General features: G+C 71.9%; 18 protein-coding genes. 13 read left to right on the top strand and 5 right to left on the bottom strand.

The annotated features are described in order from the left end of the window. From ACZ6C6_RS14645 to ACZ6C6_RS14625, 5 genes are all read left to right on the top strand, one after another. Positions 1–945 carry an ABC transporter permease gene (locus ACZ6C6_RS14645; protein WP_469202627.1) on the top strand — a complete coding sequence of 315 codons (945 nt, stop codon included), beginning with the start codon at positions 1–3 and terminating at the stop codon, positions 943–945. 5 nt (positions 946–950) lie between these two features. After that, complete coding sequence (locus tag ACZ6C6_RS14640) at positions 951–1,838, top strand: ABC transporter permease (protein ID WP_469202625.1); 888 nt, start codon at positions 951–953, stop codon at positions 1,836–1,838. Beyond that, positions 1,835–3,691, top strand: a complete 1,857-nt coding sequence (locus tag ACZ6C6_RS14635) for a dipeptide ABC transporter ATP-binding protein (protein ID WP_469202624.1) — start codon at positions 1,835–1,837, stop codon at positions 3,689–3,691. The genes ACZ6C6_RS14640 and ACZ6C6_RS14635 overlap by 4 nt, the downstream gene beginning before the upstream one ends. A 37-nt stretch (positions 3,692–3,728) precedes the next feature. Next, positions 3,729–6,044 (top strand): arylsulfatase, encoded by a 2,316-nt coding sequence (locus ACZ6C6_RS14630; protein WP_469202622.1) that lies wholly within the window; start codon positions 3,729–3,731, stop codon positions 6,042–6,044. Positions 6,045–6,240: 196 nt separating this feature from the next. Next, the gene (locus ACZ6C6_RS14625) at positions 6,241–7,791 is read left to right on the top strand and encodes an MFS transporter (RefSeq protein WP_469202620.1); all 1,551 of its coding nucleotides are present in this window, start codon (positions 6,241–6,243) and stop codon (positions 7,789–7,791) included. A gap of 29 nt (positions 7,792–7,820) precedes the next feature. Here the strand turns inward: ACZ6C6_RS14625 and ACZ6C6_RS14620 are convergent, their stop codons facing one another. Continuing rightward, the gene (locus tag ACZ6C6_RS14620) at positions 7,821–10,112 is read right to left on the bottom strand and encodes an exo-beta-d-1,3/1,6-glucosidase (RefSeq protein ID WP_469202618.1); all 2,292 of its coding nucleotides are present in this window, start codon (positions 10,110–10,112) and stop codon (positions 7,821–7,823) included. Between the two features lie 150 nt (positions 10,113–10,262). Here ACZ6C6_RS14620 and ACZ6C6_RS14615 point away from each other — a divergent pair, with 150 nt between their 5' ends. Then, a complete protein-coding gene (locus ACZ6C6_RS14615) occupies positions 10,263–10,862 on the top strand; it encodes a TetR/AcrR family transcriptional regulator (RefSeq protein ID WP_469202616.1) in 600 nt (199 codons plus the stop codon). 228 nt (positions 10,863–11,090) lie between these two features. Beyond that, on the top strand, positions 11,091–14,087 hold the full coding sequence (locus ACZ6C6_RS14610) for a carbohydrate binding domain-containing protein (RefSeq protein WP_469202614.1): 2,997 nt from the start codon (positions 11,091–11,093) through the stop codon (positions 14,085–14,087). Positions 14,088–14,132: 45 nt separating this feature from the next. On the opposite strand, the gene ACZ6C6_RS14605 is transcribed toward ACZ6C6_RS14610, so the two are convergent. Further along, a complete protein-coding gene (locus ACZ6C6_RS14605) occupies positions 14,133–15,005 on the bottom strand; it encodes a carbohydrate kinase family protein (protein ID WP_469202721.1) in 873 nt (290 codons plus the stop codon). Between the two features lie 157 nt (positions 15,006–15,162). Between ACZ6C6_RS14605 and ACZ6C6_RS14600 the strand changes: the two genes are divergently transcribed. After that, on the top strand, positions 15,163–15,624 hold the full coding sequence (locus ACZ6C6_RS14600; RefSeq protein ID WP_469202612.1) for a hypothetical protein: 462 nt from the start codon (positions 15,163–15,165) through the stop codon (positions 15,622–15,624). 13 nt (positions 15,625–15,637) lie between these two features. Here the strand turns inward: ACZ6C6_RS14600 and ACZ6C6_RS14595 are convergent, their stop codons facing one another. Next, positions 15,638–17,695 carry a SpoIIE family protein phosphatase gene (locus tag ACZ6C6_RS14595; RefSeq protein WP_469202719.1) on the bottom strand — a complete coding sequence of 686 codons (2,058 nt, stop codon included), beginning with the start codon at positions 17,693–17,695 and terminating at the stop codon, positions 15,638–15,640. 219 nt (positions 17,696–17,914) lie between these two features. On the opposite strand from ACZ6C6_RS14595, the gene ACZ6C6_RS14590 reads away from it, so the two are divergent. From ACZ6C6_RS14590 to ACZ6C6_RS14575, 4 genes are all read left to right on the top strand, one after another. Next, positions 17,915–18,169: a WhiB family transcriptional regulator gene (locus tag ACZ6C6_RS14590; RefSeq protein ID WP_469202610.1), complete on the top strand. Its 255-nt coding sequence runs from the start codon at positions 17,915–17,917 to the stop codon at positions 18,167–18,169. 13 nt (positions 18,170–18,182) lie between these two features. Then, positions 18,183–18,503, top strand: a complete 321-nt coding sequence (locus ACZ6C6_RS14585) for a YkvA family protein (RefSeq protein WP_469202608.1) — start codon at positions 18,183–18,185, stop codon at positions 18,501–18,503. A 136-nt stretch (positions 18,504–18,639) separates the two neighbouring features. Then, entirely contained in the window at positions 18,640–20,817 is a 2,178-nt protein-coding gene (locus ACZ6C6_RS14580; RefSeq protein ID WP_469202606.1) for a discoidin domain-containing protein, read from the top strand. A gap of 97 nt (positions 20,818–20,914) precedes the next feature. After that, positions 20,915–21,427: a mycothiol transferase gene (locus ACZ6C6_RS14575; RefSeq protein ID WP_469202717.1), complete on the top strand. Its 513-nt coding sequence runs from the start codon at positions 20,915–20,917 to the stop codon at positions 21,425–21,427. On the opposite strand, the gene ACZ6C6_RS14570 is transcribed toward ACZ6C6_RS14575, so the two are convergent. Beyond that, on the bottom strand, positions 21,385–22,206 hold the full coding sequence (locus ACZ6C6_RS14570; RefSeq protein ID WP_469202604.1) for an AraC family transcriptional regulator: 822 nt from the start codon (positions 22,204–22,206) through the stop codon (positions 21,385–21,387). The genes ACZ6C6_RS14575 and ACZ6C6_RS14570 overlap by 43 nt on opposite strands. A 90-nt stretch (positions 22,207–22,296) precedes the next feature. Between ACZ6C6_RS14570 and ACZ6C6_RS14565 the strand changes: the two genes are divergently transcribed. Beyond that, positions 22,297–22,737 (top strand): DUF2000 family protein, encoded by a 441-nt coding sequence (locus ACZ6C6_RS14565; protein WP_469202603.1) that lies wholly within the window; start codon positions 22,297–22,299, stop codon positions 22,735–22,737. A 44-nt stretch (positions 22,738–22,781) separates the two neighbouring features. On the opposite strand, the gene ACZ6C6_RS14560 is transcribed toward ACZ6C6_RS14565, so the two are convergent. Then, positions 22,782–24,074, bottom strand: a complete 1,293-nt coding sequence (locus ACZ6C6_RS14560; protein WP_469202601.1) for a phosphoribosyltransferase family protein — start codon at positions 24,072–24,074, stop codon at positions 22,782–22,784. Positions 24,075–24,100 lie beyond the last annotated feature (26 nt).

Genomic DNA, 24,100 nt, shown 5'->3' with positions numbered 1-24,100 from the left:
ATGCGCAGCTACCTGATCCGGCGGCTGCCGTCCGCCCTCCTCGTCCTGGCCGCCGCCTCCTTCCTGATCTTCACCATCCTCAGGCTGGTCCCCGGCGACCCCGCCACCGCGCTCGCCGGGCCCGACGCCGACGCGGCGACCGTCGCCGCCATCCGCGAACGGCTCGGCCTCGACGCACCCCTGCTCTCCCAGTACGCCCACTGGATCGGCTCGCTCCTGCGGGGCGACCTCGGACCCTCGTACGCGATCGGCGGACAGACCGCCGACCTCATCGGCGACGGGCTCGGCGCCACCACCGAACTCACCGTCGGCGCCCTGCTGTTCGTGATCCTGCTCGGTACGGCCTTCGGTGTCGTCGGAGCCACCTCGCGCAACCGGTGGCTGACAGGGACCGTGCGCGTCCTCACCACCGCCGCCCTGGCCGTGCCGCCGTTCGTCAGCGGCGTCCTGCTCGTCCTGGTCTTCGCCGTCGCGCTCCCCGTACTGCCGCCCGGCGGCCGGGTCGCCTTCCTGACCGCCCCGGACCTCGCCGCCCAGTACCTCGTGCTGCCGGCGCTCTGCCTTGCGCTGCCCAGCGCCGCCGTGCTCGGCCGCTACCTCAAGGACGGCATCGAACGCGGCCTCGCCGAGGACTTCATCCGTACCGCCACCGCCGCCGGGATCGCCCCGCGCCGCCTGCTGTGGCGCCACACCCTGCCCAACGCCCTGCCGCCCGTCGTCACCCTGCTCGGCATGCAGGTCGGGAACCTGCTCGGCGGGGCGGTCCTGGTCGAGGCGATCTTCGCCTGGCCCGGCCTCGGACAACTCGCCGAACAGGGCCTCCAGCGCCGCGACTACCCGGTCGTCCAGGACCTGCTGCTGCTCCTGGTCGCCGTCTTCGTCCTCGTCCAGCTGCTCACCGACCTGGTGTACGCCTGGCTCGACCCCCGGATCAGGTGGGAGTGACCCTGATGACCCAGACGACCGACCTCCGCACCGCCGCGCCGCCCCCGGCCGCCCGCAAGCCGCGCGCCACGGCCCGCCCCCGCCACCCGTACCGCACCGCCCTGTCCACCGCACGCGCCCGCACCGGCCTCGTCCTCGTCGGCGCCGTCGTCCTCGCCGGACTCCTCGCGCCGCTGCTCGCCGGGCACGGGCCCACCGACCAGAGCGGCCAGAGCCTGACCGGGCCCGGCACCCCCGGACACCTCCTGGGCACCGACGACCTCGGGCGCGACCTGCTCAGCCGAGTGCTGTACGGCATCCGCACCGACCTCACCATCATCACGATCGCCGTGCCCGCCGGCGCCGCACTCGGCTGCCTGCTCGCCCTGGCCGCTGCCGCCCACCCGGTCGCCGACACCGTCGTCCAGCGCGTCTTCGACCTGCTCCTCGCGTTCCCCGGGCTGATCCTGGCGCTCGCCGTCACGGCGATCCTCGGCCCCGGACGCATCCCCGTCGTACTCGTCATCGCCCTCGCGGAGATCCCGGTCTTCGGCCGGCTGCTGCGGAGCGGCGTCCTCGTACAGCGGGAACGGGAGTACGTCACCGCCGCCCGGGTCGGCGGCGGTTCGGGCCGCCGGGTGCTGGTCCGGCACATCCTGCCCAACGCGGCCGACCCGCTCGTCGTGCAGATCGCCGTCTCGCTGACCGTCGCCGTCTTCATCGAGGGCGCCATGAGCTTCCTCGGCGTCGGCGTCCGGCCGCCCGAACCCACCCTCGGCGCGGTGCTCAGCCAGTCCATGCCGTATCTCGCCCAGTCCCCGCACTTCGCCGCGGGCCCCCTGATCACCGTGACCGCGCTCGTCCTCGGACTCTCGCTCATCGCCGAGGCCCTCAACCGGGAGATACGCCGATGACCGCCCCCGAGCTGCTGGAGGTCCGCGACCTCGGCGTCGAGTTCACCGCCCCCGACGGCGCACCGCTGCGCGCCGTGCGCGGCGTCTCCTTCACCCTGCGCCGGGGCGAGACCCTGGCCGTCGTCGGCGAGTCCGGGTCCGGCAAGTCCACCACGGCGCTCGCCCTGAACCGCATGCTGCCCGGCACCGGCCGCATCACCACCGGCACGGTCCGGCTGCACGGCCGCGACCTGGCCGCCGCCGACGAGGCGGAGCTGCGCGCGGTGCGCGGCGCCCGCATCGGCATGGTCTTCCAGGACCCGATGACCGCCCTCAATCCCGTCCTCACGGCCGGCCGCCACATCGACGAGGCCCTGCGCGCCCACGGCAACCGCGACAAGGCCGCCCGCCGCGCCCGTACCGTCGAACTCCTGGACCGGGTGGGCATCCCCGACCCGCACCGGCGCGCCGACGACTACCCGCACCAGTTCTCCGGCGGCCAGCGCCAGCGCATCCTCATCGCCATGGCCCTCGCCGGCGAACCCGACGTCCTCCTCGCCGACGAACCGACCACCGCACTCGACGCCACCGTCCAGGACCAGATCCTCACCCTGCTCGGCGACCTCAACCGCGAGACCGGCACCGCCCTCGTGCTCATCACCCACAACATGGGCGTCGTCGCCCGCGCCTGCGAACGGGTGCTCGTCATGTACGGCGGCACCGTGGTCGAGGACGGGCCCACCGCCGAAGTGCTCACCCGCCCCCGCCACCCGTACACCGCCGGACTGCTGGCCGCCGTCCCGCGCCTCGCGACCCCGTCCGGGACCCGGCTCACCGGCATCCCCGGCAGCCCGCCCGACCTCACGCTCCTCGGGGACGGCTGCGCCTTCGCCGACCGCTGCACCCTGGCCGAGGACCGCTGCCGCACCGCGACCCCGCCGCTGGCCCGTGTGGCCGGTGACGTACGGGTGGCCTGCCTCCCCGCCCTCGGACGCACCGAACCCCTGCCCGCCCCGGCCCCGCCCGCCCGCATCGACCGCCCCGCGCCGGGCGCGGTCGTCCTGGAGGCGGACGGCCTCACCAGGACGTACGGGGGACGCGGCGCCCGGAGGCGCGGTGTGCCCGCTCTCGATGGGGTGTCGCTGACGCTCAGGGAGGGCGAGACGCTGGGCATCGTCGGCGAGTCCGGCTCCGGCAAGTCCACCCTGGCCCGCGTCCTCGCCCACGCCCACACCGCCGACGGCGGCACCCTGCGATTGCGCGGCGAGGACGTCACCCGGCCCTCGCGCCGGGCGCTGCACGCGGTGCGCCGCCAGGTCCAGATGGTGTTCCAGGACCCCTACGCCTCGCTCAACCCGCGCATGACGGTGGGCGAGATCGTCGCCGAACCCCTCGTCGCGTTCGGCATCGGCGATCGCGACGCGCGCCGGGAGCGGGTGGCGGAACTCCTGGAGCTGGCGGGCCTGGACCCGGCCGTGGCCGACCGCCACCCACGCTCCTTCTCCGGCGGCCAGCGCCAGCGCATCGGCATCGCCCGCGCCCTCGCCCCCGCGCCGTCCGTCCTCATCTGCGACGAACCCGTCTCCGCGCTCGACGTGTCCGTCCAGGCCCAGATCACCGGCCTGCTCACCGACCTCCAGCGCGATCTGGGCCTCTCCCTGGTCTTCATCGCCCATGACCTCGCGGTCGTCCGGCAGATCAGCCACCGCATCGCCGTCATGCACCGGGGCCGCGTCGTGGAGACCGGCACCGCCGACGAGGTGTGCGACCGCCCCCGGGCCCCGTACACCCGGGCCCTGCTCGCCGCCGCGCCCGAACCCGTACCTCCGCCGGCCCGGACCGAGCACGCCGAGAAGACGGGAGCCCTCGCATGACCCACCCCACCCCGACCCGGAACGGAGCCGCCCGCCGATGACCACCAGCACCCGCCGCGACCCCTACGACGGCTTCCCCGGCCGCATCGGCCGCACCTTCGCCGCCTCCGAGCCGGCCTGGCCGGCGCCCCGGACGCCGGGGGAGAAGGCCCCCAACATCGTCGTCGTGCTCGTGGACGACATGGGCTACAGCGATATCGGTCCGTTCGGCTCCGAGATCCCCACCCCCGTGCTCGACACCCTCGCCGAGGACGGTGTACGGCTCAGCAACTACCACACCATGCCGCTGTGCTCCCCGGCCCGCGCCGCCCTGCTGACCGGGCTCAACCCGCACCGCGTCGGCTACGCCATGGTCGCCAACTCCGACCCGGGGTTCCCGGGTTACGGCATGGAGATCGCCGACGACATCCCCACCCTCGCCGAACTCCTCCACGACTCGGGCTATGCCACCTACGCCGTCGGCAAATGGCACCTGGTCCGCGACTCCGCGTCCAACGCCGCCGACACCCGCGACAACTGGCCGCTGCGCAAGGGCTTCGACCAGTACTACGGCGTACTGGAAGGGCTCACCAGCCTCTTCCACCCGCACCAGCTCGTCCGCGACAACAGCCCACTGGACATCGACGAGTTCCCGGACGACTACTACTACACGGACGACATCACCGACCAGGCCATCTCCATGGTGAAGTCGCTGCGCGCCCACGACCCGGACAAACCCTTCTTCCTCTACCTCGCGCACAACGCCGTCCACGGCCCGCTCCAGGCCAAGGAGGAGGACATCGCCCGCCACCGGGGCCGCTACGACGAGGGCTGGGACGCGCTGCGCGAACGCCGCTTCGCCGCCCAGATCGCCGACGGCCTCTTCCCGCCCGGCACCGAACTCCCGGAACGCAACAGCGAGGCCGGGCAGGACGTGCCCCCCTGGGACAGCCTCACCGAGGAGCAACAGCGCCTGTACGCCCGCTACATGGAGGTGTACGCGGCTCTGGTCGACAACATCGACCAGAACCTCGGCCGGCTCACCGCCACCCTGGACGCGCTGGGGGAGCTCGACAACACCATCATCGTCTTCACCTCCGACAACGGAGGCACCGGCGAGGGCGGCGCCGAGGGCACCCGCTCCTACTTCAGCCGCTTCGTCCACCACCCCGCCCTGCCCGAGGACTGGACCCCGGACGTCGACCGCGACCCGGAGCTGATCGGCGGCCCGCGCAGCCTGGTGCACTACCCGCGCGGCTGGGGCATGGCCTCCAACACCCCGTTCCGGCTCTACAAGGGGCACACGTACGCGGGCGGGGTGCGCGTCCCGTTCGTCCTGTCCTGGCCGAAGGGCGCCCGCGACGGACGGCTCACCCCGGGCACACGCCCGCAGTACCAGTACGTCACCGACATCGCCCCGACCCTCCTCGAACTCGCCGGACTGGAACGCCCGGAGCGCCGCCGCGGGGTCCCGCTCCAGGAACCGGACGGCGTCACCTTCGCCCCGGTACTCGCCGACCCGGAACACCTCTCCACCCACCCCGAGCAGTACTGCGAGATGACCGGCAACCGCAGCTACTACCGCGACGGCCGCAAACTCGTCACCCTGCACCGCCCCGGCGCGCCCTACGACGACTCCGAGTGGGCCCTGTACGACATCAGGACCGACCCGACGGAGATCCACGACCTGGCCGCCGGACACCCCGGCCTGGTCAAGGAACTCTCGGCGGCCTGGGAGAAGGCCGCCTGGCGCAACGGTGTCTTCCCGCTCCCCGACGGCAGCGGCGCCCTGGCCCGTCGCAACCCCGCCGAACGCAGACTGTCGCGCCCCGTCACCCTGCTGCCCGGCACCCCCGAACTGGAGCGCTACCGCTCCTCGCGCCTGGTCTCCCTGCGGTCCTTCGAGGTGACCGTCGCGATCGAGGAGACGGGCGAGGGCGTCCTCGTCTCGCACGGCGACCAGGGCGGCGGCTACAGCCTGTACGTGGAGGACGGCCGCCTGTACTTCGCGTACAACGAATACGGTGTCCTCCACGAGACGGACGCGGGCCCGCTCGTACCGGGCGAGCACACGGTCCGTCTCGTCGCCACCGCCGAACGCGGCCTGCGGTGGAGCTTCCGGATCGAGGCGGACGGTGCGACCCGGGCCACCCCGCCCAGCGTCCACCAGCTCATCGGCATGGCTCCCTTCCAGGGCATCAGCATCGGCGTGGACCGCAAGTCCCCCATCTCCTGGCCCCTCTTCGAACGCCACCGCTCCTTCCCGTACCGGGGCCGCCTGGGCTCGGTGACGTACACCCCGGGAGCCCCGGGCCCGGACTCCCCGGAGGCGGTGGCCCAGGCACTGAGGGAGGCGGCAGCGGCGTTCGAGTAGGCCGCCGAATCCAGCCCCTCCGGCGTTTGAGGAGTGGGGCCCGGGGCGGAGCCCCCGTTTCGGGAAGGCGCGGGGAAGGGACAAGGCCCGCCGCAGGCGCCTCCACAGAGATCGATTCGCGACCACCCCTGCCCAGGTCTACCGTCGGTTGGGTGAACGACCTCGTTCACCCGACCGCACCAGCGGCACCGAACCCATGACCGGCTCCCACGCGACACCCGCGCAGGCCACCGCAACCCCCCGGAGGGACCGCGGCGGCACGATAGCCCTGCTGGTCATCTGCTCGTGCCAGCTGATGGTGGTCCTCGACATCACCATCGTGAACATCGCTCTGCCGCACATCCAGACATCCCTCGGCTTCTCCACCGAGAACCTGTCGTGGGTGATCAACGCCTACACCCTCACCTTCGGCGGCCTGCTGCTGCTCGGCGGGCGGATCGGTGACATCCTCGGGCGGCGCCGGGTCTTCATGACCGGCGTCGCCCTCTTCGTCATCGCCTCCCTGCTCGGCGGACTGGCCCAGGAGTCCTGGCAGTTGCTCGCCGCCCGCTCCCTCCAGGGCGTCGGCGGCGCGATCGCATCGCCGACCGCGCTCGCCCTCATCACGACGACGTTCCACGAAGGCCCCGCGCGCAACAGGGCGTTCGGGGTGTTCGCGGCCGTCTCGGCGGGTGGCAGCGCCATCGGACTGCTCGCGGGAGGCGTGCTGGTCGAGTGGCTGGACTGGCGGTGGATCTTCTTCGTCAACGTGCCCATCGGCGCGTTGATCGTGCTGGCGACCCGCCGCTACATCCAGGAGTCCGAGCGCCACCCGGGCCACTTCGACGTGCTCGGCGCCCTCACGGCGACGCTGGGCATGGTGAGCCTCGTCTACGGGTTCATCCGGGCCTCCGAGGAGGGCTGGAGCAACACCCTGACCCTGGTCGCGTTCGCCGCGGCGGTGGTGCTGCTCGGGCTGTTCATCGCCATCGAGAACCGGTCCCGGCAGCCGATCACCCCCCTGTGGATGTTCCGCGACCGCAACCGGGCGGGCACCTACGGGATCATGCTGAGCCTCGCCGCGGCGATGTTCGGGATGTTCTTCTTCCTGACCCTGTTCGTGCAGAACATCCTGGGCTTCAGCCCGCTGCGCACGGGCCTCGCCTTCCTGCCGGTCAGCGTCATCATCGCGATCGGCGCCGGATTCACCTCGAAACTGCTGCCGCGGTTCGGACCCAAGCCCTTCATGGTGACGGGCGCGGTCCTCGCGGCGGGCGGGCTCGGCTGGCTCACGCAGACCGACGTCCACAGTTCGTACCTGGGCAGCCTGCTGGGCCCGATCCTGGTGTTCGGGCTCGGCATGGGCCTGCAGTTCGTCTCGCTGACGCTGATGGCACTCTCCGGCGTCGCGCCCCACGAGTCGGGTGCGGCCTCCGGAATCCTCAACACCACGCAGCAGGTGGGCGGATCGCTCGGCCTGTCCATCCTCGTCACGGTCTTCGGTACGGCCAGCCGCAACGAGGCGACCGACCAGGTGCCCAAGTTCATGGCCGAGGCGACACCGGCGCAACTCGCCCGGTTCCGCAGGACGGGGCAGCTGCCCAGCCCCTGGGGGGACCAGGTCCTCGCGTCGGGCGTCTCCACCTCGTTCCTGGCCGCCGCGGCCTTCGCCGTCGCCGCCGCGCTCATCGCACTGTTCGTCATCCAGGTCCGCCCCTCGGACCTGGAACGGCTGCGCGGAAGCGGGAGCGGCCGACCGGGCGCCTGAACACCCGCCCGACCGCTCCCGCCGGTCCGTCAGCCCTTGACGGTGAAGCCCGCCCGCAGCAGGTCGTCGTCGCGCGACGACGGACCGACGAGCAGCTCGAAGGCCCCCGGCTCCACGACCCGCCGTCCCTCGGCGTCCACCAGTGCGCACGCGGCCACCGGCAGCTCGATCGTCACCTCGCGCGACTCGCCCGGGGCCAGGCGGATCTGCCGGTAGGTCTTCAGCTCCTTCTCCGCCCACGTCACGGACGTCACCAGGTCACTCACGTAGGCCTGGACGGTCTCCAGCGCGGGGCGCCCGCCGGTGTTGCTGACGGTCACGCGCGCCCGGAGTGTGTCGCCCGCGCCCAGGACGTCGGTCAGCACCTCCAGGTCCGAGTAGGCGACGGTCGTGTAGCTCAGGCCCTCGCCGAAGGCGAACGCGGGCCGCTGCGTCAGGTCCGCGTACCGCGAGCCGTGCTGGCCGCGCAGCTGGTTGTAGTACGTGGGCTGCTGCCCGGCGTGGCGCGCGAAGGACACGGGCAGCCGGCCGGACGGCTCCACGAGGCCGAGGACCAGCTCGGCCACGGCACGCCCGCCCTGCATGCCCGGGTTGAAGGCGTACACGATCGCCGAGGCGCGGTACGCGGACGGCGGCAGCACCAGCGGCTTGGAGGCGATGACGACCACGGAGAACGGCTTGCCCGTCGCGGCGAGCGCGTCCAGCAGCGCGATCTGGCCGCCGATCAGCTCCAGGGTCGCGGTCGAGCGCCCCTCGCCGATCAGCTCGATGCGGTCGCCCACCACGGCGACGACGTGGTCGGCGGCCTCGGCCGCGGCAACCGCCTCCGCGATCAGGTCGTCCGACGGTTCGCACGGGACGACGATCTCGGGGCGCGGCTGCCCGTCCGGGAAAAAGGCCCCCTCCGGGTCCGGGCCCACCGTCAGGATGTCGGCGCCGCGCGCGTGGGTGACGGTCCAGCCGGCGGGCACGTGCTCCCGGAAGCCGTCCAGGACGGTACGGATCATGGCGCGCGGATGACCGTCCGGCAGCCAGTCCGCCTGACCGGATGAGCCCGCCCAGTCCCCGAGCTGCGTCTGCGCGTCGTCGGCGTTGGGCCCGATCACGGCGACCGTACGCGGTGCCGCCCCGGCCTCCGCGACCGCCCGCCCGTCCGCCCCGGCCGCGAAGCCGCCGTCCAGGGGCAGGGTGCCGTCGTTGGCCAGCAGGACCAGCGAGCGGCGGGCGGCCTCAAGGTTGAGCGCGGCGTGCCCGGCGCTGCCGATGACCGCCTGCTGCCGCTCCCGGTCGGGGTGGCGCGGGTTCTCGAAGAGGCCCAGCTCGAACTTGAGCGTGAGGATGCGCGCGACCGCGGCGTCGATGTCCGCCTCGGCGAGCCGCCCGGTCGCCACGGCCTGCTGCGCTCCCTCGAAGAAGTCGGGCGTGGTCATCACCATGTCGTTGCCCGCCCGGACCGCGGCGGCCGCCGCCTGGGTGTGGTCCGCGTACACCTTCTGCTCCCACACCATGCGCCCGACGTTGTCCCAGTCGGTCACCAGCGTGCCGGTGTAGCCCCACTCGCCGCGCAGCACCTCGTTGAGCAGCCAGTTGTTGACGGTGACGGGGACGCCGTCCATCGACTGGTAGCCCAGCATGAACGTGCGGCAGCCCTCCCTGGCGACCCGCTCGAACGGCGGCAGGAACCAGGCACGCAGCTTGCGGCGCGAGATGTCGGCCTCGCTCGCGTCCCGGCCGCCCTGGGTCTCGGAGTAGCCCGCGAAGTGCTTGGCGCACGCCAGGATCGCCGTCGGGTCGTCCAGCCCGTCGCCCTGGTAGCCGCGCACCATCGCGGACGCCAGTTCGCCGATGAGGTGCGGGTCCTCGCCGAACGTCTCGCTGACCCGTCCCCAGCGCAGGTCCCGGGTGATGCACAGCACCGGTGAGAACGTCCAGTGGACGCCGGTCGCGGCCACCTCGACGGCGGTCGCCCGCGCCACGCGCTCCAGCAGCTCCGCGTCCCAGCTCGCGGCCATCCCCAGCTGCGTCGGGAAGATGGTGGCGCCCTCCCAGAACGAGTGCCCATGGATGCAGTCCTCGGCGACCAGGAGCGGGATGCCGAGGCGGGTGCGCCGCGTCAGTTCGGCGGCCTCCAGGACGCGTTCGGGCGAGGCGTGCAGGATCGAACCCGCGTGCATCTCCTCGATGTGCTGCCGCACCCCGTCCTTGCCGTTCAGCTGGAGCATCTGGCCGACCTTCTCGGGCAGTGTCATCCGGCCCAGCAGGTCGGAGACGCGCTCCGGAATGGACAGGCGGGGGTCGAGATAGGGCAGGGAGGAGCCCACGGGAGGTCCTTTCGCGACGTCGGCGACGTTCTGTATGCGGAGGCTGTGCGCTCCGGGCACCACCGTACGCCGAATACCGACCTAGTGGTAAGTAAGTAGGATGCAAACATACGCAGCGGGGCCTGTCGAGACGACCGGGGAGCGTGCCGAGTGACCGGCGATGAGCGGCGTGGATACGCGAAGGGCCGGGCCAAACGCGGGGAAATCCTCGACCAGGCCATGGCCATGTTCGGTGAGGCCGGCTACCGGGGAGCCTCGCTGCGGGTGATAGCCACCCGCTGCGGCATCTCGCATCCCGGACTGCTGCATCACTTCCCGACCAAGGAATCCCTGCTGCTCGCCGTCCTGGAACACCGCGACACCGTGGACGGCCAGTGGCTGGAGGCGGGACGCCCCACCGGCGTCGACCGGCTGCGCCGGCTGGTCGGGCTCGCCGCGCTCAACGCCGAGCGGCGCGGCATAGTCGAGCTGTTCTGCGTGTTGTCCGCCGAGGCCACCTCCGCCGACCATCCGGCGCACGCCTACTTCGTGGAGCGGTATCGCCGCTCGGTCCGGTCCACGGCCGTCTCGTACACGGAGGCGCGCGAGAAGGGCGTGCTGCGCGAGGACATCGACCCACAGGAGGCGGCGCAGCAGCTGATCGCGCTGATGGACGGGCTGCAGATCCAATGGCTGCTCAGCAACGGTGAGACCGATATGGCCGAGGTGCTGTACGCGCACGTGCAGGCGCAGTTGACGGTGCCGCTCTGAGCGGAGGCGGTGGGCGGCGCGAAACGGGAGCCCCGTGCCCCTTTACGGGCTTGTCATGTGCCGGTAACTTCCCTGCTGCAAGAGATTGCAGCAACATTCCGGCTTGATTTACAAGCTCGCTCGGACCTTGAGGCGCGTCAGGGTCTCCGGCGGGACGGCGCGGGCCCCACCTCCCGCGCTTCGGACGCCACGGCTTCGCCGCCGCCGTGGCCCTTCCCTGGAGACACCATGAGACGCAACGCCCACCGGCCGCTGAGACGCGCCCTGGCGTCCGCCGCTGCCGCCGCCGCGGTCTGCGGTCTGCTCACCGCGCTGCCGGACACCGGCCTCGACGCACGGCCCGTCGCGGCCTCCGACGCGACGACCACCGTCTTCTACTACACCAAGACCAAGAACTGGGCCGCCTACAACCTGCACTACGCCCCCGACGGCGGTGCGTGGACCACCGTGCCCGGCGTGGCCATGGAGGCCGCCTGCACCGACTGGGTCAAGAAGACCGTCCCGCTCTCCGGCGCCGAGGGCATCCAGGCGACCTTCAACAACGGCTCGGGCGTCTGGGACAACAACGGGGGCAAGAACTACGACCTGGGCGCCGGGAACATCACCGTCAAGGACGGGGTCGTCGCCCACAGCGACCCCTGCGCGGACAGTGGTGACCCCGACCCGAGCCCCACCCCGTCCGACGAGGCGCACACCGCATCGGTGTACTACTCCACCGCCACCACCGGCTGGACGACCACCAACCTCCACTACCAGCCCGCGGGCGGCTCGTGGACCGCCGTACCCGGTGTCGGCATGGAACCGGCCTGCACCGGGTGGGTGAAGAAGACGGTCGACCTCGGCGACGCCACCTCGATGAAGGCCGCGTTCAACAACGGCAACGGCGTCTGGGACAACAACAACGGCGGCGACTACACGATCCCGGCCGGCCTCAGCACCGTGAAGGACCGCGCCGTCGCCAAGGACGCCGCGGACCCCTGCGCCGCCGAGCCCGCCGACACCGAGGCGCCCACCGTGCCGAGCGGCGTGGCGGCGAAGGCCGACGGCGTCTCGGTCGTCCTGAGCTGGGAACCCGCCACGGACAACACCAAGGTGACGAAATACCAGGTCACCCGCACGGGCGGCACCAAGGGCAGCGTCGTCACCGATGTGACCTCCACCGTGCTCTCCGAATCGGGCCTGGAGGAGCACACCACCTACACCTACACCGTCAAGGCGGTCGACGCGGCGGGCAACACCTCCGCCGCCTCCGGGCCCGCGAAGGCGACCACCGGTGACAAGCCGCCGGCGGCGGCCCAGGGCACGCCGCTCGGGACCGACCCCCGCAAGGACCCGATCTACTTCGTCCTCACTGCCCGCTTCAACGACGGCGACGCGAGCAACGACCGGGGCGGCAGCCAGGACGTCAAGTCCGGCAACGCGGCCAACAACGACCCCATGTTCCGGGGGGACTTCAAGGGCCTGGTCAACAAGCTGGACTACATCAAGGGGCTCGGCTTCTCCGCGATCTGGATCACCCCGGTCGTCCTGAACCGCTCCGACTACGACTACCACGGCTACCACGGCTACGACTTCTACAAGGTCGACTCCCGCCTGGAGTCCGCCGGGGCCTCCTACCAGGACCTCATCAACGCCGCCCACGCCAAGGGCATGAAGATCTACCAGGACGTCGTCTACAACCACTCCTCGCGCTGGGGCGCCAAGGGCCTGTTCACGCCCACCGTCTACGGCGTCAGGGACACGCAGTGGAGCTGGTACTACGACGAGAAGAACGAGGGCTTCGAGTACGACGGGCTCACCGTCGAACCCAAGAGCGGCAAGTCCTACTACAACGGCGACCTGTGGTCCACCGCCGAACCCGCCGGCAACACCTGCCTCAACTGGGGCAAGCCCACCGGCGGCAAGTCCGCCGAGGGCTACACCATCTACAACTGCCAGTGGCCCAACCCCACATCGGGGATGTTCCCGAAGGAGTACTACCACACCTGCTGGCTCGGCAACTGGGAGGGCGAGGACTCCCGCTCCTGCTGGCTGCACGAGGACCTGGCCGACTTCAACACCGAGTCCGCACCGGTGCAGAACTACCTGATCGGCGCCTACGACAAGTACATCGACATGGGCGTGGACGGCTTCCGCATCGACACCGCGGTGCACATCCCGCGCACCACCTGGAACCGGCGCTTCCTGCCCGCGATCCAGGAGCGCGTCACCCAGCGGTTCGGCGCCGAGGCCGCGAAGAACTTCCTCGTCTTCGGTGAGGTCGGCGCCTTCGTCAACGACAAGTGGAACCGCGGCTCGGTCAACCACTCGGCGCAGTTCTTCACCTGGAAGGAACGCAAGGAGTACGACGCCGACGACACCAAGGCCGCCCTGGAGATGTACGAGTACGAGGAGAAGCTCGGTACCGGCAACCAGCCGACGTCCACCAACGCCTTCCTCGACGGGAACAGCTACCACACCCCGGACCACAGCCAGTTCTCCGGCATGAACATCATCGACATGCGCATGCACATGAACTTCGGTGACGCCACCAACGCGTTCAACAACGGCAAGGACTCCGACGACTCCACCAACGACGCCACCTACAACGTCGTCTACGTCGACAGCCACGACTACGGGCCCAACAAGAGCAGCGAACGCTACGCGGGCGGCACCGACGCCTGGGCCGAGAACATGTCCCTGATGTGGACCTTCCGCGGCATCCCGACGCTCTATTACGGATCGGAGATCGAGTTCCAGGCCGGCAAGAAGATCGACTGCGGTCCCACCTGCCCCCTGGCCACCACCGGCCGCGCCTACTACGGCGACCACCTCGCGGGCAACGTCACCGCCTCGGAGTTCTCGCAGGTCGACTCCGCATCCGGTGAGGTCGCGAACACCCTCGCCCAGCCCCTGGTGAAGCACCTCCAGCGGCTCAACCGGATCCGCCGCGCCGTCCCCGCCCTCCAGATGGGCCAGTACTCCACGGAGGGCATCACGGGCCAGATGGCGTACAAGCGCCGCTACACCAGCGGGGCGACCGACAGCTTCGCCCTGGTCACCGTCACGGGCGGCGCCTCGTACACCGGCATCCCCAACGGCACCTACAAGGACGCCGTGACCGGTGACACCCGCGTCGTCAGCGACGGAAAGCTCACCGTCGACGCCCCGGGCAAGGGCAACATGCGCGTGTACGTGCTGAACGGCCCCGGAAAGATCGGCACCGCGGGCCCCTACCTGAAGTGACCCGTCCGTGTGGGTGCCCCGGACGGCCGGGGCACCCACACACCGTCACGCGCCCAGCAGCTCCGCCCGGCCGATCATGGCCGTGGAGCCCGGAGCCGTACACGCGAAGGCACCCGCCACCGCACCCAGCCGGGCGCACTCGGCGGGCTCACGCCCGTCCAGCCTGCCGTACAGGAATCCGGTGACGAACGCGTCGCCCGCCCCGTTGGAATCGACCACCGGCGCGGGCGGCGCCACCGCCGGAATGTGCACCGGCTCGCCCGCGCCGTCGCGCGTGAGGAGGTACGCGCCCCCCGCGCCCGCCGTGGCCACCACGGCCCCGGCCCGGCCCTTGTGCAGGATCTCCCGCATCAGCTCGGGCGCGCGCTCCCCGGTCGCCGCCGCGCTGAAGAAGACCAGGTCCGAGCGGAGCGCGAACTCCCGCTGATGGTCGGCGAGTCCGTCCCAGTCGTGCAGATCCGTCGAGACCGGCACCCCCAGCGCCTCGATGTCGTCGTAGAGGAACCGGGTGAAGCCCGTGATCGACAGATGGACATGGCGGGCCCGGCGCAGGTGGGGCAGATAGAAGTCCCGCGGCATCCGCAGGTCCTCCGGGTCCCGGGCGTCGTAGAACGACATCCGCCGGCCGGTCGCGTCCACCAGGTTCACCGCACGGCGGGTCCCGGCCGGGGAGATCACCGCGTGGAACTCCACATCGCCCTCCGCCAGGCGCTCGCGCACCAGCGCGCCGGTCCCGTCGTCGCCGATGCAGTCCAGGAATGCCACGTCGAGCCCCAGCGCGCGGGCGCCGAGCGCCACGTTGCCGCCGGTCTGGCCGGGCCACTCCTGGATCGGGCCGACCATGACCGAGTCGGCGAGCGGGACCGGCAGGGCGTCGACGCGGACGATGGTGTCCACCCCGCTGCCTCCGACCACCACGATGTCGTACTTGGCTTCTTGTTGGATCACTGAGCCCCCTTCGGGTTCCCGCCGCGCTCAGTATCGCCCACCCGCCCGGCGGCTCGACGCGCGCCCGGGACACCGGCTGGCTAGGCTCGACCGGGGGCCGACGACCTGTTCCATGGAGGCTCACGCCATGATGCTGTTGCCCGAACCGCGCGACATCCCGCCGCGCCTCGCCACCGGCGCCTTCATCCTCAACTCCGGCCTCGGCAAGCTCAAGGCCGACGAAGGGACCGCCCAGGGGCTGCACGGTATGGCCAGCAACGCCTACCCGTTCCTCGGCAAGCTGGAACCCGCCCAATTCACCCGGATGCTGGCCTGGTCCGAGATCGCGGTCGGCGCCACGCTGCTGACCCCGTTCGTGCCGACCCGGCTCGCCGGACTCGCCCTCACCGGGTTCTCCGGCGGCCTCTTCGGCCTCTATCTGCGGACCCCCGGCATGCGGGAGCCCGGCAGCCTGCGGCCGACGCAGGACGGGATCGCGCTCGCCAAGGACTCCTGGATGCTGGGCATCGGCCTGGGCTTCCTGGGCGCCGGCGGCCGGCGCGGACGATCCGCCGCGAAGTGCCGCACCCGGCGCAGGTGCTCGCACTGACCCAACGCCGCCGTCACGCGTGGACCCGGGCCATCAGCAGCGCCACGTCGTCGTGGCCGTCCGGGTCCCGCAGCTCGCGCAGCAGCCGGTCGCACGTCGCGTCGAGCGACGCGTCCGGAGTCCGCAACAGCCCGAGCAGCGTCGCCAGGCGGCTGTCGATGTCGTCGTCCCGGGTCTCCACCAGGCCGTCCGTGTAGAGGACCAGCCGGTCGCCCGGACCCAGCGGGACCGTGACATCGCTGAACGGCACCCCGCCCACCCCCAGCGGCGCCCCGGCGGGAAGGTCGAGCAGCACCGGCTCACCGCCCTCCGGGATCAGCACCGGCGGCAGATGGCCGGCCCTGGACACCCGGCACTGCCCGGAGCCCGGATCGTAAGCGGCGTACACACAGGTGGCGAACCACGGGTCCAGCCCGGCGGTGATCTCGTCCAGGTGGCCCAGCACCTCGGCGGGCTCCAGGGAGAGACGGGACAGGGTCTGGGTGGCGGTGCGCAGCCGGCCCATCGTGGTCGCCGCGTTGATCCCGCTGCCCATCACATCGCCCACCACCAGGGCGGTCCCGTCATCGCGCAGCCCGATCACGTCGAACCAGTCACCGCCGACCTCGTACCGCGAGGCGGCCGGCCGGTAGCGGGACACCACTTCCAGGCCCACCGGGTCGTGGTGGTTGCGGGGCAGCATGCTGCGCTGAAGGGTGAGCGCGGTCTCCTGCTGCTGGCGGTAGAGCCGGGCGTTGTCGATGCCGACCGCGGCCCGGGCCGCCAGCTCGGCGGCCAGCGCCTCGTCCTCCGCGGTGAAGGGCAGCGGGTTGTCGGTCCGGATCAGGTCGATCGCCCCCAGCACCTCGCCCCGCGCGATCAGCGGTACCGCCAGATACGAATGCGCACCGGCCTCGGCGAGCAGGGCGGCCGACCGCTCGTCGCGGGCCACCCGCGCCAGCGAAACCGCGTCGAGACGGGGCACCCGCACCGGCCGGGCCGTCCGCACACAGCGGGTGACCAGGCGGTCGGGGCCGTACTGGGCGGCCCGGCCCGGCGGGTCCGCCGCCTCCACCACCGGGGTCGGCCGGGCGGAGACCACGGCGAGGGCCTGGATGAGGAGCGGGCCGTCCGCCGGACCGGGACGTCCCTTCAGGACGCTGTCCAGCACGTCCACCGCGGCGACGTCGGCGAGCTGCGGCACGGTCACCTCGGCCAGCTCCAGGGCGGTCTGTTCCAGGTCGAGCGTGGTGCCGATGCGCACCGAGGCGTCCGCGATCAGCGCGAGGTGCTGCCGGGCCCGCTCGGCCTCGGCCGCCGCGCGGTACCGGTCGGTGACGTCGATCAGCGACAGGGCGATGCCCAGCACCCGCCCCGCGGAGTCGTCCAGCCGGTACAGCGACACCGACCAGGCACGGTCGCTGTCCGGGGCGGCGGGGGAGCGGCCGGCCAGCTGGCGCGAGACCTGCGGGACGCCGCTTTCCAGGACCTCCCGTGCGGCCGCCTCCAGGCCGTCCGGTGCCAGGAACGACAGGGCCTCGCCCATCGACCGCCCCAAATGCCCGGCGGCGCTCGTGCCGTCCATCAGTTCCAGCGCGGGGTTCGCGGACATGAAGCGCAGGTCCGGGCCCAGCACCGCGAGGCCGATCGGAGACTGGTCGACCAGGCCCACCGACAGCGCGAGATCCCGCTCCAGCCGGCGCAGCACGTCTCCGTCGGCCGCCAGCCCCAGCGCGTAGAAGTCACCCTGGTCGTCCTGCAGCCGCATGTTGCGGAACTCCAGCAGCCGGGTCGTGCCGTCCTTGTGCCGTACGGGGAAGACCCCGGCCCATGCCTCGCCGCTGCCCATCACCTCGCCGAACAGGCGCAGCACCAGCTCCAGGTGCTCCTCGTCGACCAGCACCCGGGCGGCGTACTCGCCCAGCGCCTCGTCGGCGGTATACCCCAGCAGCCGTTCGGCCTGCGGGCTCCACAGGACGATGCGGCCCTGCGTGTCCAGGACGAGTGCGGCGACGCCGAGGACATCGAGCAGACCGCTCTCGGACGCCCGGCGCGCGCCCGCCCGGCGGGCCTCGCCCCAGCCGATCCGCATGTCATCAGTGCCGCCCACGGACGATCCTTCCCAGCCGTCACCGTGCCCGACGCAGGCCCGCCGTCTCCCATGATCGCCCCTGAGCCGCCGCCCCCGCAGCTTCGCGGTACGTGAAGAGGAAGCGAAGGAAGGGGCACGGGGGTTTCGAGGGCGAAATGCCGGTCACTCGCAGCGTACCGAGGCAAACGCGACGCACACGACCGTCAGGAGTGAGAGTCCATGGAGAACTGGCGCATGCACGCGGCCTGCCGCGACGAGGACCCGGACCTTTTCTTCCCCATCGGAAGCACCGGCCCGGCCCTCGTCCAGGTCGAGGAGGCCAAGGCGGTGTGCCGACGCTGCCCCGTACAGGAGGAATGCCTGCGGTGGGCCCTGGAGAACAACCAGGACGCCGGGGTGTGGGGCGGACTCGGTGAGACCGAGCGGCGCGCCCTGAAGCGTCGCACCCGGCACCGGACGCGCCGCTCCGGATGAGGCAGGATGAAGCATGGACACCAAGGCTTGGATCATCGTCGGCGCGGCCCTCGTGCTGCTCATGCTGGCCGCCGTCGGCGTCCTCCTGGTGCGCGTCCTGAAGGCCAGGAAACTGCTGGTGGACGCCGGTGTCCCGCTGCACAACAAGGCGCTGGTCTGGGCGGCGGTGCTGTACACCGTGTCGCCGGTCGACCTGCTGCCGGACCCGGTATACCTCGATGACATCGGGTTCCTCCTGCTGGCCCTGCGCTCGCTGCACGCCGCGGCGCGGGCCGCAGGGGTCGGCGGCCGCCCGGAGCACCCCGCCGGGACCGGGCGGAACCTCGTTCCGTAACCCCTTCCGCACATTGCCGTGAACCCGGCACGTTCTGATCGTTGACAGCTGGACGAGTACACGTCACTCTCCTGGGAGAGCGCTCTCCCAACCCGCAGCGGGATCCCCGTCCCGCACTCTTCCGCCAGGAGAGAATGTGCACAGACCCGGTTCAGCCCTGCCCGCGAGACCCCGCGCGGGCACGCTGCTGATCACCCTGCTCGCCCTTGTCGCCTCGTCGCTGGTCATGCTGACCGCGCCCGGCGCCCGGGCCGCGGAAACCCTGCTGTCGCAGGGCAGGACCGCCACCGCGTCCTCGTCCGAGGGCGCCGGCTACGCGCCCTCGGCCGCCGTGGACGGCAACCTCACCGGCACCCGCTGGGCCAGCCAGTGGAGCGACCCCCAGTGGCTCCAGGTGGACCTGGGTGCCACCGCCGACCTCAGCAGGGTCGTCCTGACCTGGGAGTCCGCCTACGGCAAGGCGTACGAGATCCAGGCGTCCGACAACGGCTCCGACTGGCGCACCCTGAAGACCGTCACCAACGGCGACGGCGGCACCGACGACCTCGCGGTCAGCGGTTCCGGGCGCTACGTCAGGATGCACGGCACCGCCCGCGCCGGCGGCTACGGCTACTCCCTCTGGGAGTTCCAGGTGTACGGCACCACCGGCTCCACGAACCCGGACCCCGGCACCGGCGGGGCCGTCCGCGTCACCGGTTCGCAGGGCAACTGGCAGCTCACCGTCGACGGCAAGCCGTACCAGGTCAAGGGACTGACCTGGGGCCCGTCCGTCAACGACGCGGCGCGTTACATGCCCGACCTGAAGTCCATGGGTGTCAACACCATCCGGACCTGGGGCACCGACGGCACCTCCAAGCCGCTGCTCGACGCGGCGGCGGCGAACGGAATCCGCGTGGTCAGCGGCTTCTGGCTGCAGCCCGGCGGCGGCCCCGGCAGCGGCGGCTGCGTCAACTACCTGACCGACGACGCGTACAAGTCCTCGTCGCTCACCGAGTTCGCCAAGTGGGTGGACACGTACAAGAGCCACCCCGGTGTGCTCATGTGGAACGTCGGCAACGAGTCGGTGCTCGGCCTGCAGAACTGCTACAGCGGTGACGAGCTGGAGAAGCAGCGCAACGCCTACACCACCTTCGTCAACGACGTCGCCAAGAAGATCCACACCATCGACCCGGACCACCCCGTGACGTCCACCGACGCCTGGACCGGTGCCTGGCCCTACTACAAGCGCAACGCCCCCGACCTGGACCTCTACTCGGTCAACTCGTACGGCGACATCTGCGCCGTACGCAACACCTGGGAGACGGGCGGCTACACCAAGCCCTACATCATCACCGAGGGCGGCCCGGCCGGTGAGTGGGAGGTCCCGGACGACGCCAACGGGGTTCCGGACGAGCCCACCGACGTGCAGAAGGCCGAGGGCTACACCAAGGCGTGGAACTGTGTCACCGCCCACCAGGGTGTCGCGCTGGGCGCCACCTTCTTCCACTACGGCACCGAGCACGACTTCGGCGGTGTCTGGTTCAACGTGGTGCCGGACGGCAAGAAGCGGCTCTCCTACTACGCGCTGAAGAAGGCGTACAGCGGCTCCACCGCCGGAGACAACACCCCGCCCGTGATCAGCAACATGACGGTCCAGAACGCCGGTGGCGCCCCCGCGGGCAAGGAGTTCACCATGCGGGCCGACGTCCGCGACCCGGACAACGACCCGATCGCGTACAAGATCTACCTCAGCGGCAACTACGCGACCGGCGACAAGGGCCTGGTGGAGGCCACCTGGCGGTCCACCGGCAACGGCACCTTCGCGGTCACCGCGCCCGCGCGGCTCGGGGTGTGGAAGGTGTACATCCAGGCCGAGGACGGCCACGGCAACGCCGGGATCGAGACCAAGTCGGTGAAGGTCGTGGTGCCTCCGGTCAGCGGCACCAACATCGCGCTCGGCCGCCCCGCGACCGCCAGCTCCGCCCAGGCCGGCAGCAGCGGCTGCCCCTGCACCGCGGGGATGGCGACCGACGGACGGCTGGACACCCGGTGGGCCAGCGACTGGAGCGACCCGCAGTCCATCCAGGTCGACCTGGGCGAGCGGAAGTCCTTCCGCCACCTCCAGCTGGTGTGGGACCCGGCGTACGCCAAGTCCTACGAGGTGCTGGTCTCGGACGACGGAAACTCCTGGCGGTCGGTGTACACCACGACCACCGGTGACGGGGACGCCGACGACCTCGACATCGCGCAGACGGCCCGCTATGTGAAGCTCAACCTCACCCAGCGGGGCACGGCGTGGGGCTACTCCCTCTGGGAGTTCGGCATCTACAGCTGACGGCCGGGCGGGCACCGGCGGGGGCCTCCCCGCCGGTGCCCGCCCCCGTGCGTGTCGGTGGCCGCGCGGGGGAAGGGGAACGGCCATGGTTGAACGCATGAACGTCACCGACATCCTGACCGATGGATACACCCGCATCCAGGAGACCGTGCACGCGGCCGTCGAGGGCCTGGACCCCGACGCCCTGCACGCCCGGCTCGACAACGACGCCAACTCGATCGCCTGGCTCGTCTGGCACCTGACCCGCGTCCAGGACGACCACATCGCGGACGCGGCCGGTACCGAACAGCTCTGGACCGCCCAGGACTGGGCCGGCCGCTTCGACCTGCCCCTCCCCGCCGACGCCACCGGCTACGGCCAGAGCAGCAAGGAGGTCGCGGCCGTCCGCGTGGGCTCGGCCGATCTGCTCCTCGGCTACTACGACGCCGTCCACGAGCACACGCTTGCGTACCTCCGCGGCCTGGACGGCCACGCGCTGGGCCGCGTCGTGGACGAGGCGTGGGACCCGCCCGTCACCCTCGGGGTGCGGCTGGTCAGCGTCCTGTCGGACGACCTCCAGCACGCGGGTCAGGCCGCCTTCGTACGCGGAGTGCTCGAACGCCGCGCATAGTGCCCCGGGCCCGTACCCACGATCCGCTTGAAGTGGCGGGTCAGGTGCGACTGGTCGTAGAAACCCGCCGACGCGGCCACCGCCGACGCCGGGACCCCGCGCAGAAGCAGCCGGCGCGCCAGATCGACCCGCCTGCCCGTGACGTACTGGTGCGGTGCCATGCCGAACTCGCGGCTGAACGCCCTTACCAGATGGGCATGATGGGCGTGCAGCCGCGCCCCGGCCTCCTGGAGCGTGATGCCCTCGACATAGGTCGCGTCGAGCAGCTCGCGCAGCCGGTGTGCCAGCTTGCTGTCCCGTACGTACGGGGCGGAGCCGACCCGGTCGCCCAAGTGCTGTTCGAGCCGTTCCGCGACCAGGGCGAGCCGGCTCGCCGCCTCCAGCTCGTCACCCCGGCTCGCGAGCGTGCGGTGGAGGCTGTCGATACGGCCGCGCAGCGCCGGGTCGTGCAGCACCGGCCGGTCCACCGCCCGGCCGATCAGCCGTTCGTCCACCTGGCCGGTGTCCAGATACAGCACGCGTTTCCGGAAGCCCTCGGGGGTGGCCGCCGCGCCGTTGTGCGGGACGTGCGGCGGCAGCAGCGTCACCGTGTGGGTGAGCACACCGTGCTCGTGGTGGTCCAGGTCGTAGCGAACCATCCCCTCGTCCACCACGAGCAGCGTCCACGCGTCGTGCGTGTGCATGGGATAGGCGTGGTCGGTGAAACGCGCGTGGAAGACCTCGGCGATCCCCTCCACGGGCGGCGACCACGCGGTGATCTCGGGACGTGCTGCGGCCATGTGCCGATCGTACGCCCGAGCGGTCGCCGCGCCCCGACGCGCAAAGTTCGTACAAGACCGGGCCCCGGGAGCCCCGGCAGGCTCGGGGTCATGACAGCTGAGAACACCGCACCCGCACCCGTCCGCTTCGACACCAAGATCGCCGTGCTGCTGAGGAACGACCTGGAGACCTGGCAGCGGCTGAACGTCACCGCCTTCCTGGTCAGCGGCCTCTCCACGGCCGCCCCGGAGCTGATCGGCGAGCCGTACACCGACGCCGACGACACGCCGTACCTGCCGATGTTCCGCCAGCCCGTCATGGTCTTCGAGGGCACGAAGGAGACGCTGACCACCGCCCACACCCGGGCCGTCGGCCGGGGCGTCGCGCTGTCCGTGTTCACCTCGGACCTCTTCGCGACGGGCAACGACCGGGACAACCGTGCCGCGGTGCGCGCCGTGCACCGGGACTCGCTGGACCTGGTCGGGATCGCGGTGCACGGCCCACGCGGCGCGGTGGACAAGATCCTCAAGGGTGCGTCCATGCACCGGTGAGGGGGAGCGGGAGGCGCCTGAACGCGGCGACGACGGGCGTACGGTCAGGCACCCGCGCCGGACAGGTGATCCAGGAACCACGCGCGGGCCCGCTCGGCGACCTCGTCCAGCGTGCCCGGTTCCTCGAAGAGGTGCGTCGCGCCCGGGACCACGTCGAGCCGGTTCTCGCAGCGCAGCGCCGCCTGGGCCCGGCGGTTCAGGTCCAGCACCTCGGTGTCCCGGCTCCCCACGAGCAGCAGTGTGGGGGAGCGGACCTCGCCCAGGCGGGCCCCCGCCAGATCCGGCCGGCCACCCCGCGAGACGACCGCGCCGATGCCCGTGTCCCGGTCCGCGCCCACGACGGCCGCCGCCTGGAGCGCGGCGGCCGCGCCCGTGCTGGCACCGAACACGCCGAGGGGCCCGGGCGCATGGCCCCGCACCCAGGCCGTGGCGTCCACCAGGCGGCCGGCGAGGGCCGAGATGTCGAAGACATGGCCGCCCTCCGCCTCCTCGTCCGCGGTGAGCAGGTCGAACAGCAGCGTGCCGAGGCCGGCCCGGTTCAGCGCCGCCGCGACCGACCGGTTGCGCGGGCTGTGCCGGCTGCTCCCGGAGCCGTGGGCGAACACCACGAGCGCCCCGGAGCCACCGGCCGGGGTGAGGGTGCCCGGCAGGTCGACCCCGGCGGCCTCCACCAGGACGTCGCTGGTCAGCCGGGGCCCTGTCTGCCGCGCGGCCCGGGCCAGGAGCGCGACGACCTCCTCGTCCGGCGTCTGGCCGAAGTCCCGGTACCACTCGCCCACCGCCGAGAACCCGGCCGGCGAGGACAGGCAGACCAGCTCGTCCGCCTCCTTCCGCAGCCGGGCCGCGGCGGACGGCGGCGCGACCGGCACGGCCAGCACCACATGCGCGGCGCCCTGCGCCCGGGCGACCGCGCAGGCGGCGAGCGCGGTCGCACCGGTGGCGATCCCGTCGTCCACGAGGACCACGGTGCGCCCGTCGAGCGGGACGCGCGGCCGGTCGCCCCGGAACTCCCGGGCCCGGCGCCGCAGTTCGGCCTCCTCCGCCTCCTGGACGGCCGCGATGTCGGAGTCCGACACGCCGGCCCGGCGCACGATGTCGTCGCTGATGATCCGGACCCCGCCCTCCCCGATGGCCCCGAAGCCCAGCTCCGGGTGGCGCGGGACGCCCAGCTTGCGGACCACGATGACGTCGAGCGGGGCGCCGAGCTCCTGTGCGACGCGGTAGGCGACGGGCACACCGCCGCGGGGCAGGCCCAGCACGACGGGATCACTCTGCGCGAGGGGCCGCAGGGCTTCGGCGAGCCGCCGGCCCGCGTCGGGACGGTCGGCGAACAGCACGGGACTCACCTCACATCGAGGACCAC

It is taken from the genome of Streptomyces sp. NPDC041814 (genome assembly GCF_055590565.1).
The sequence above is the reverse complement of the archived record's forward strand: the minus strand, read 5'-3'. Positions and strand labels throughout refer to the sequence as shown.

Excerpts from the sequence above, each read along its gene's own strand:
- ACZ6C6_RS14645 (WP_469202627.1), top strand. The coding sequence starts at position 1 with ATGCGCAGCTACCTGATCCGGCGGCTGCCGTCCGCCCTCCTCGTCCTG.
- ACZ6C6_RS14640 (WP_469202625.1), top strand. The coding sequence starts at position 951 with ATGACCCAGACGACCGACCTCCGCACCGCCGCGCCGCCCCCGGCCGCC.
- ACZ6C6_RS14635 (WP_469202624.1), top strand. The coding sequence starts at position 1,835 with ATGACCGCCCCCGAGCTGCTGGAGGTCCGCGACCTCGGCGTCGAGTTC.
- ACZ6C6_RS14630 (WP_469202622.1), top strand. The coding sequence starts at position 3,729 with ATGACCACCAGCACCCGCCGCGACCCCTACGACGGCTTCCCCGGCCGC.
- ACZ6C6_RS14625 (WP_469202620.1), top strand. The coding sequence starts at position 6,241 with ATGACCGGCTCCCACGCGACACCCGCGCAGGCCACCGCAACCCCCCGG.
- ACZ6C6_RS14610 (WP_469202614.1), top strand. The coding sequence starts at position 11,091 with ATGAGACGCAACGCCCACCGGCCGCTGAGACGCGCCCTGGCGTCCGCC.
- ACZ6C6_RS14600 (WP_469202612.1), top strand. The coding sequence starts at position 15,163 with ATGATGCTGTTGCCCGAACCGCGCGACATCCCGCCGCGCCTCGCCACC.
- ACZ6C6_RS14595 (WP_469202719.1), bottom strand. The coding sequence starts at position 17,695 with ATGCGGATCGGCTGGGGCGAGGCCCGCCGGGCGGGCGCGCGCCGGGCG.
- ACZ6C6_RS14590 (WP_469202610.1), top strand. The coding sequence starts at position 17,915 with ATGGAGAACTGGCGCATGCACGCGGCCTGCCGCGACGAGGACCCGGAC.
- ACZ6C6_RS14585 (WP_469202608.1), top strand. The coding sequence starts at position 18,183 with ATGGACACCAAGGCTTGGATCATCGTCGGCGCGGCCCTCGTGCTGCTC.
- ACZ6C6_RS14575 (WP_469202717.1), top strand. The coding sequence starts at position 20,915 with ATGAACGTCACCGACATCCTGACCGATGGATACACCCGCATCCAGGAG.
- ACZ6C6_RS14570 (WP_469202604.1), bottom strand. The coding sequence starts at position 22,206 with ATGGCCGCAGCACGTCCCGAGATCACCGCGTGGTCGCCGCCCGTGGAG.
- ACZ6C6_RS14565 (WP_469202603.1), top strand. The coding sequence starts at position 22,297 with ATGACAGCTGAGAACACCGCACCCGCACCCGTCCGCTTCGACACCAAG.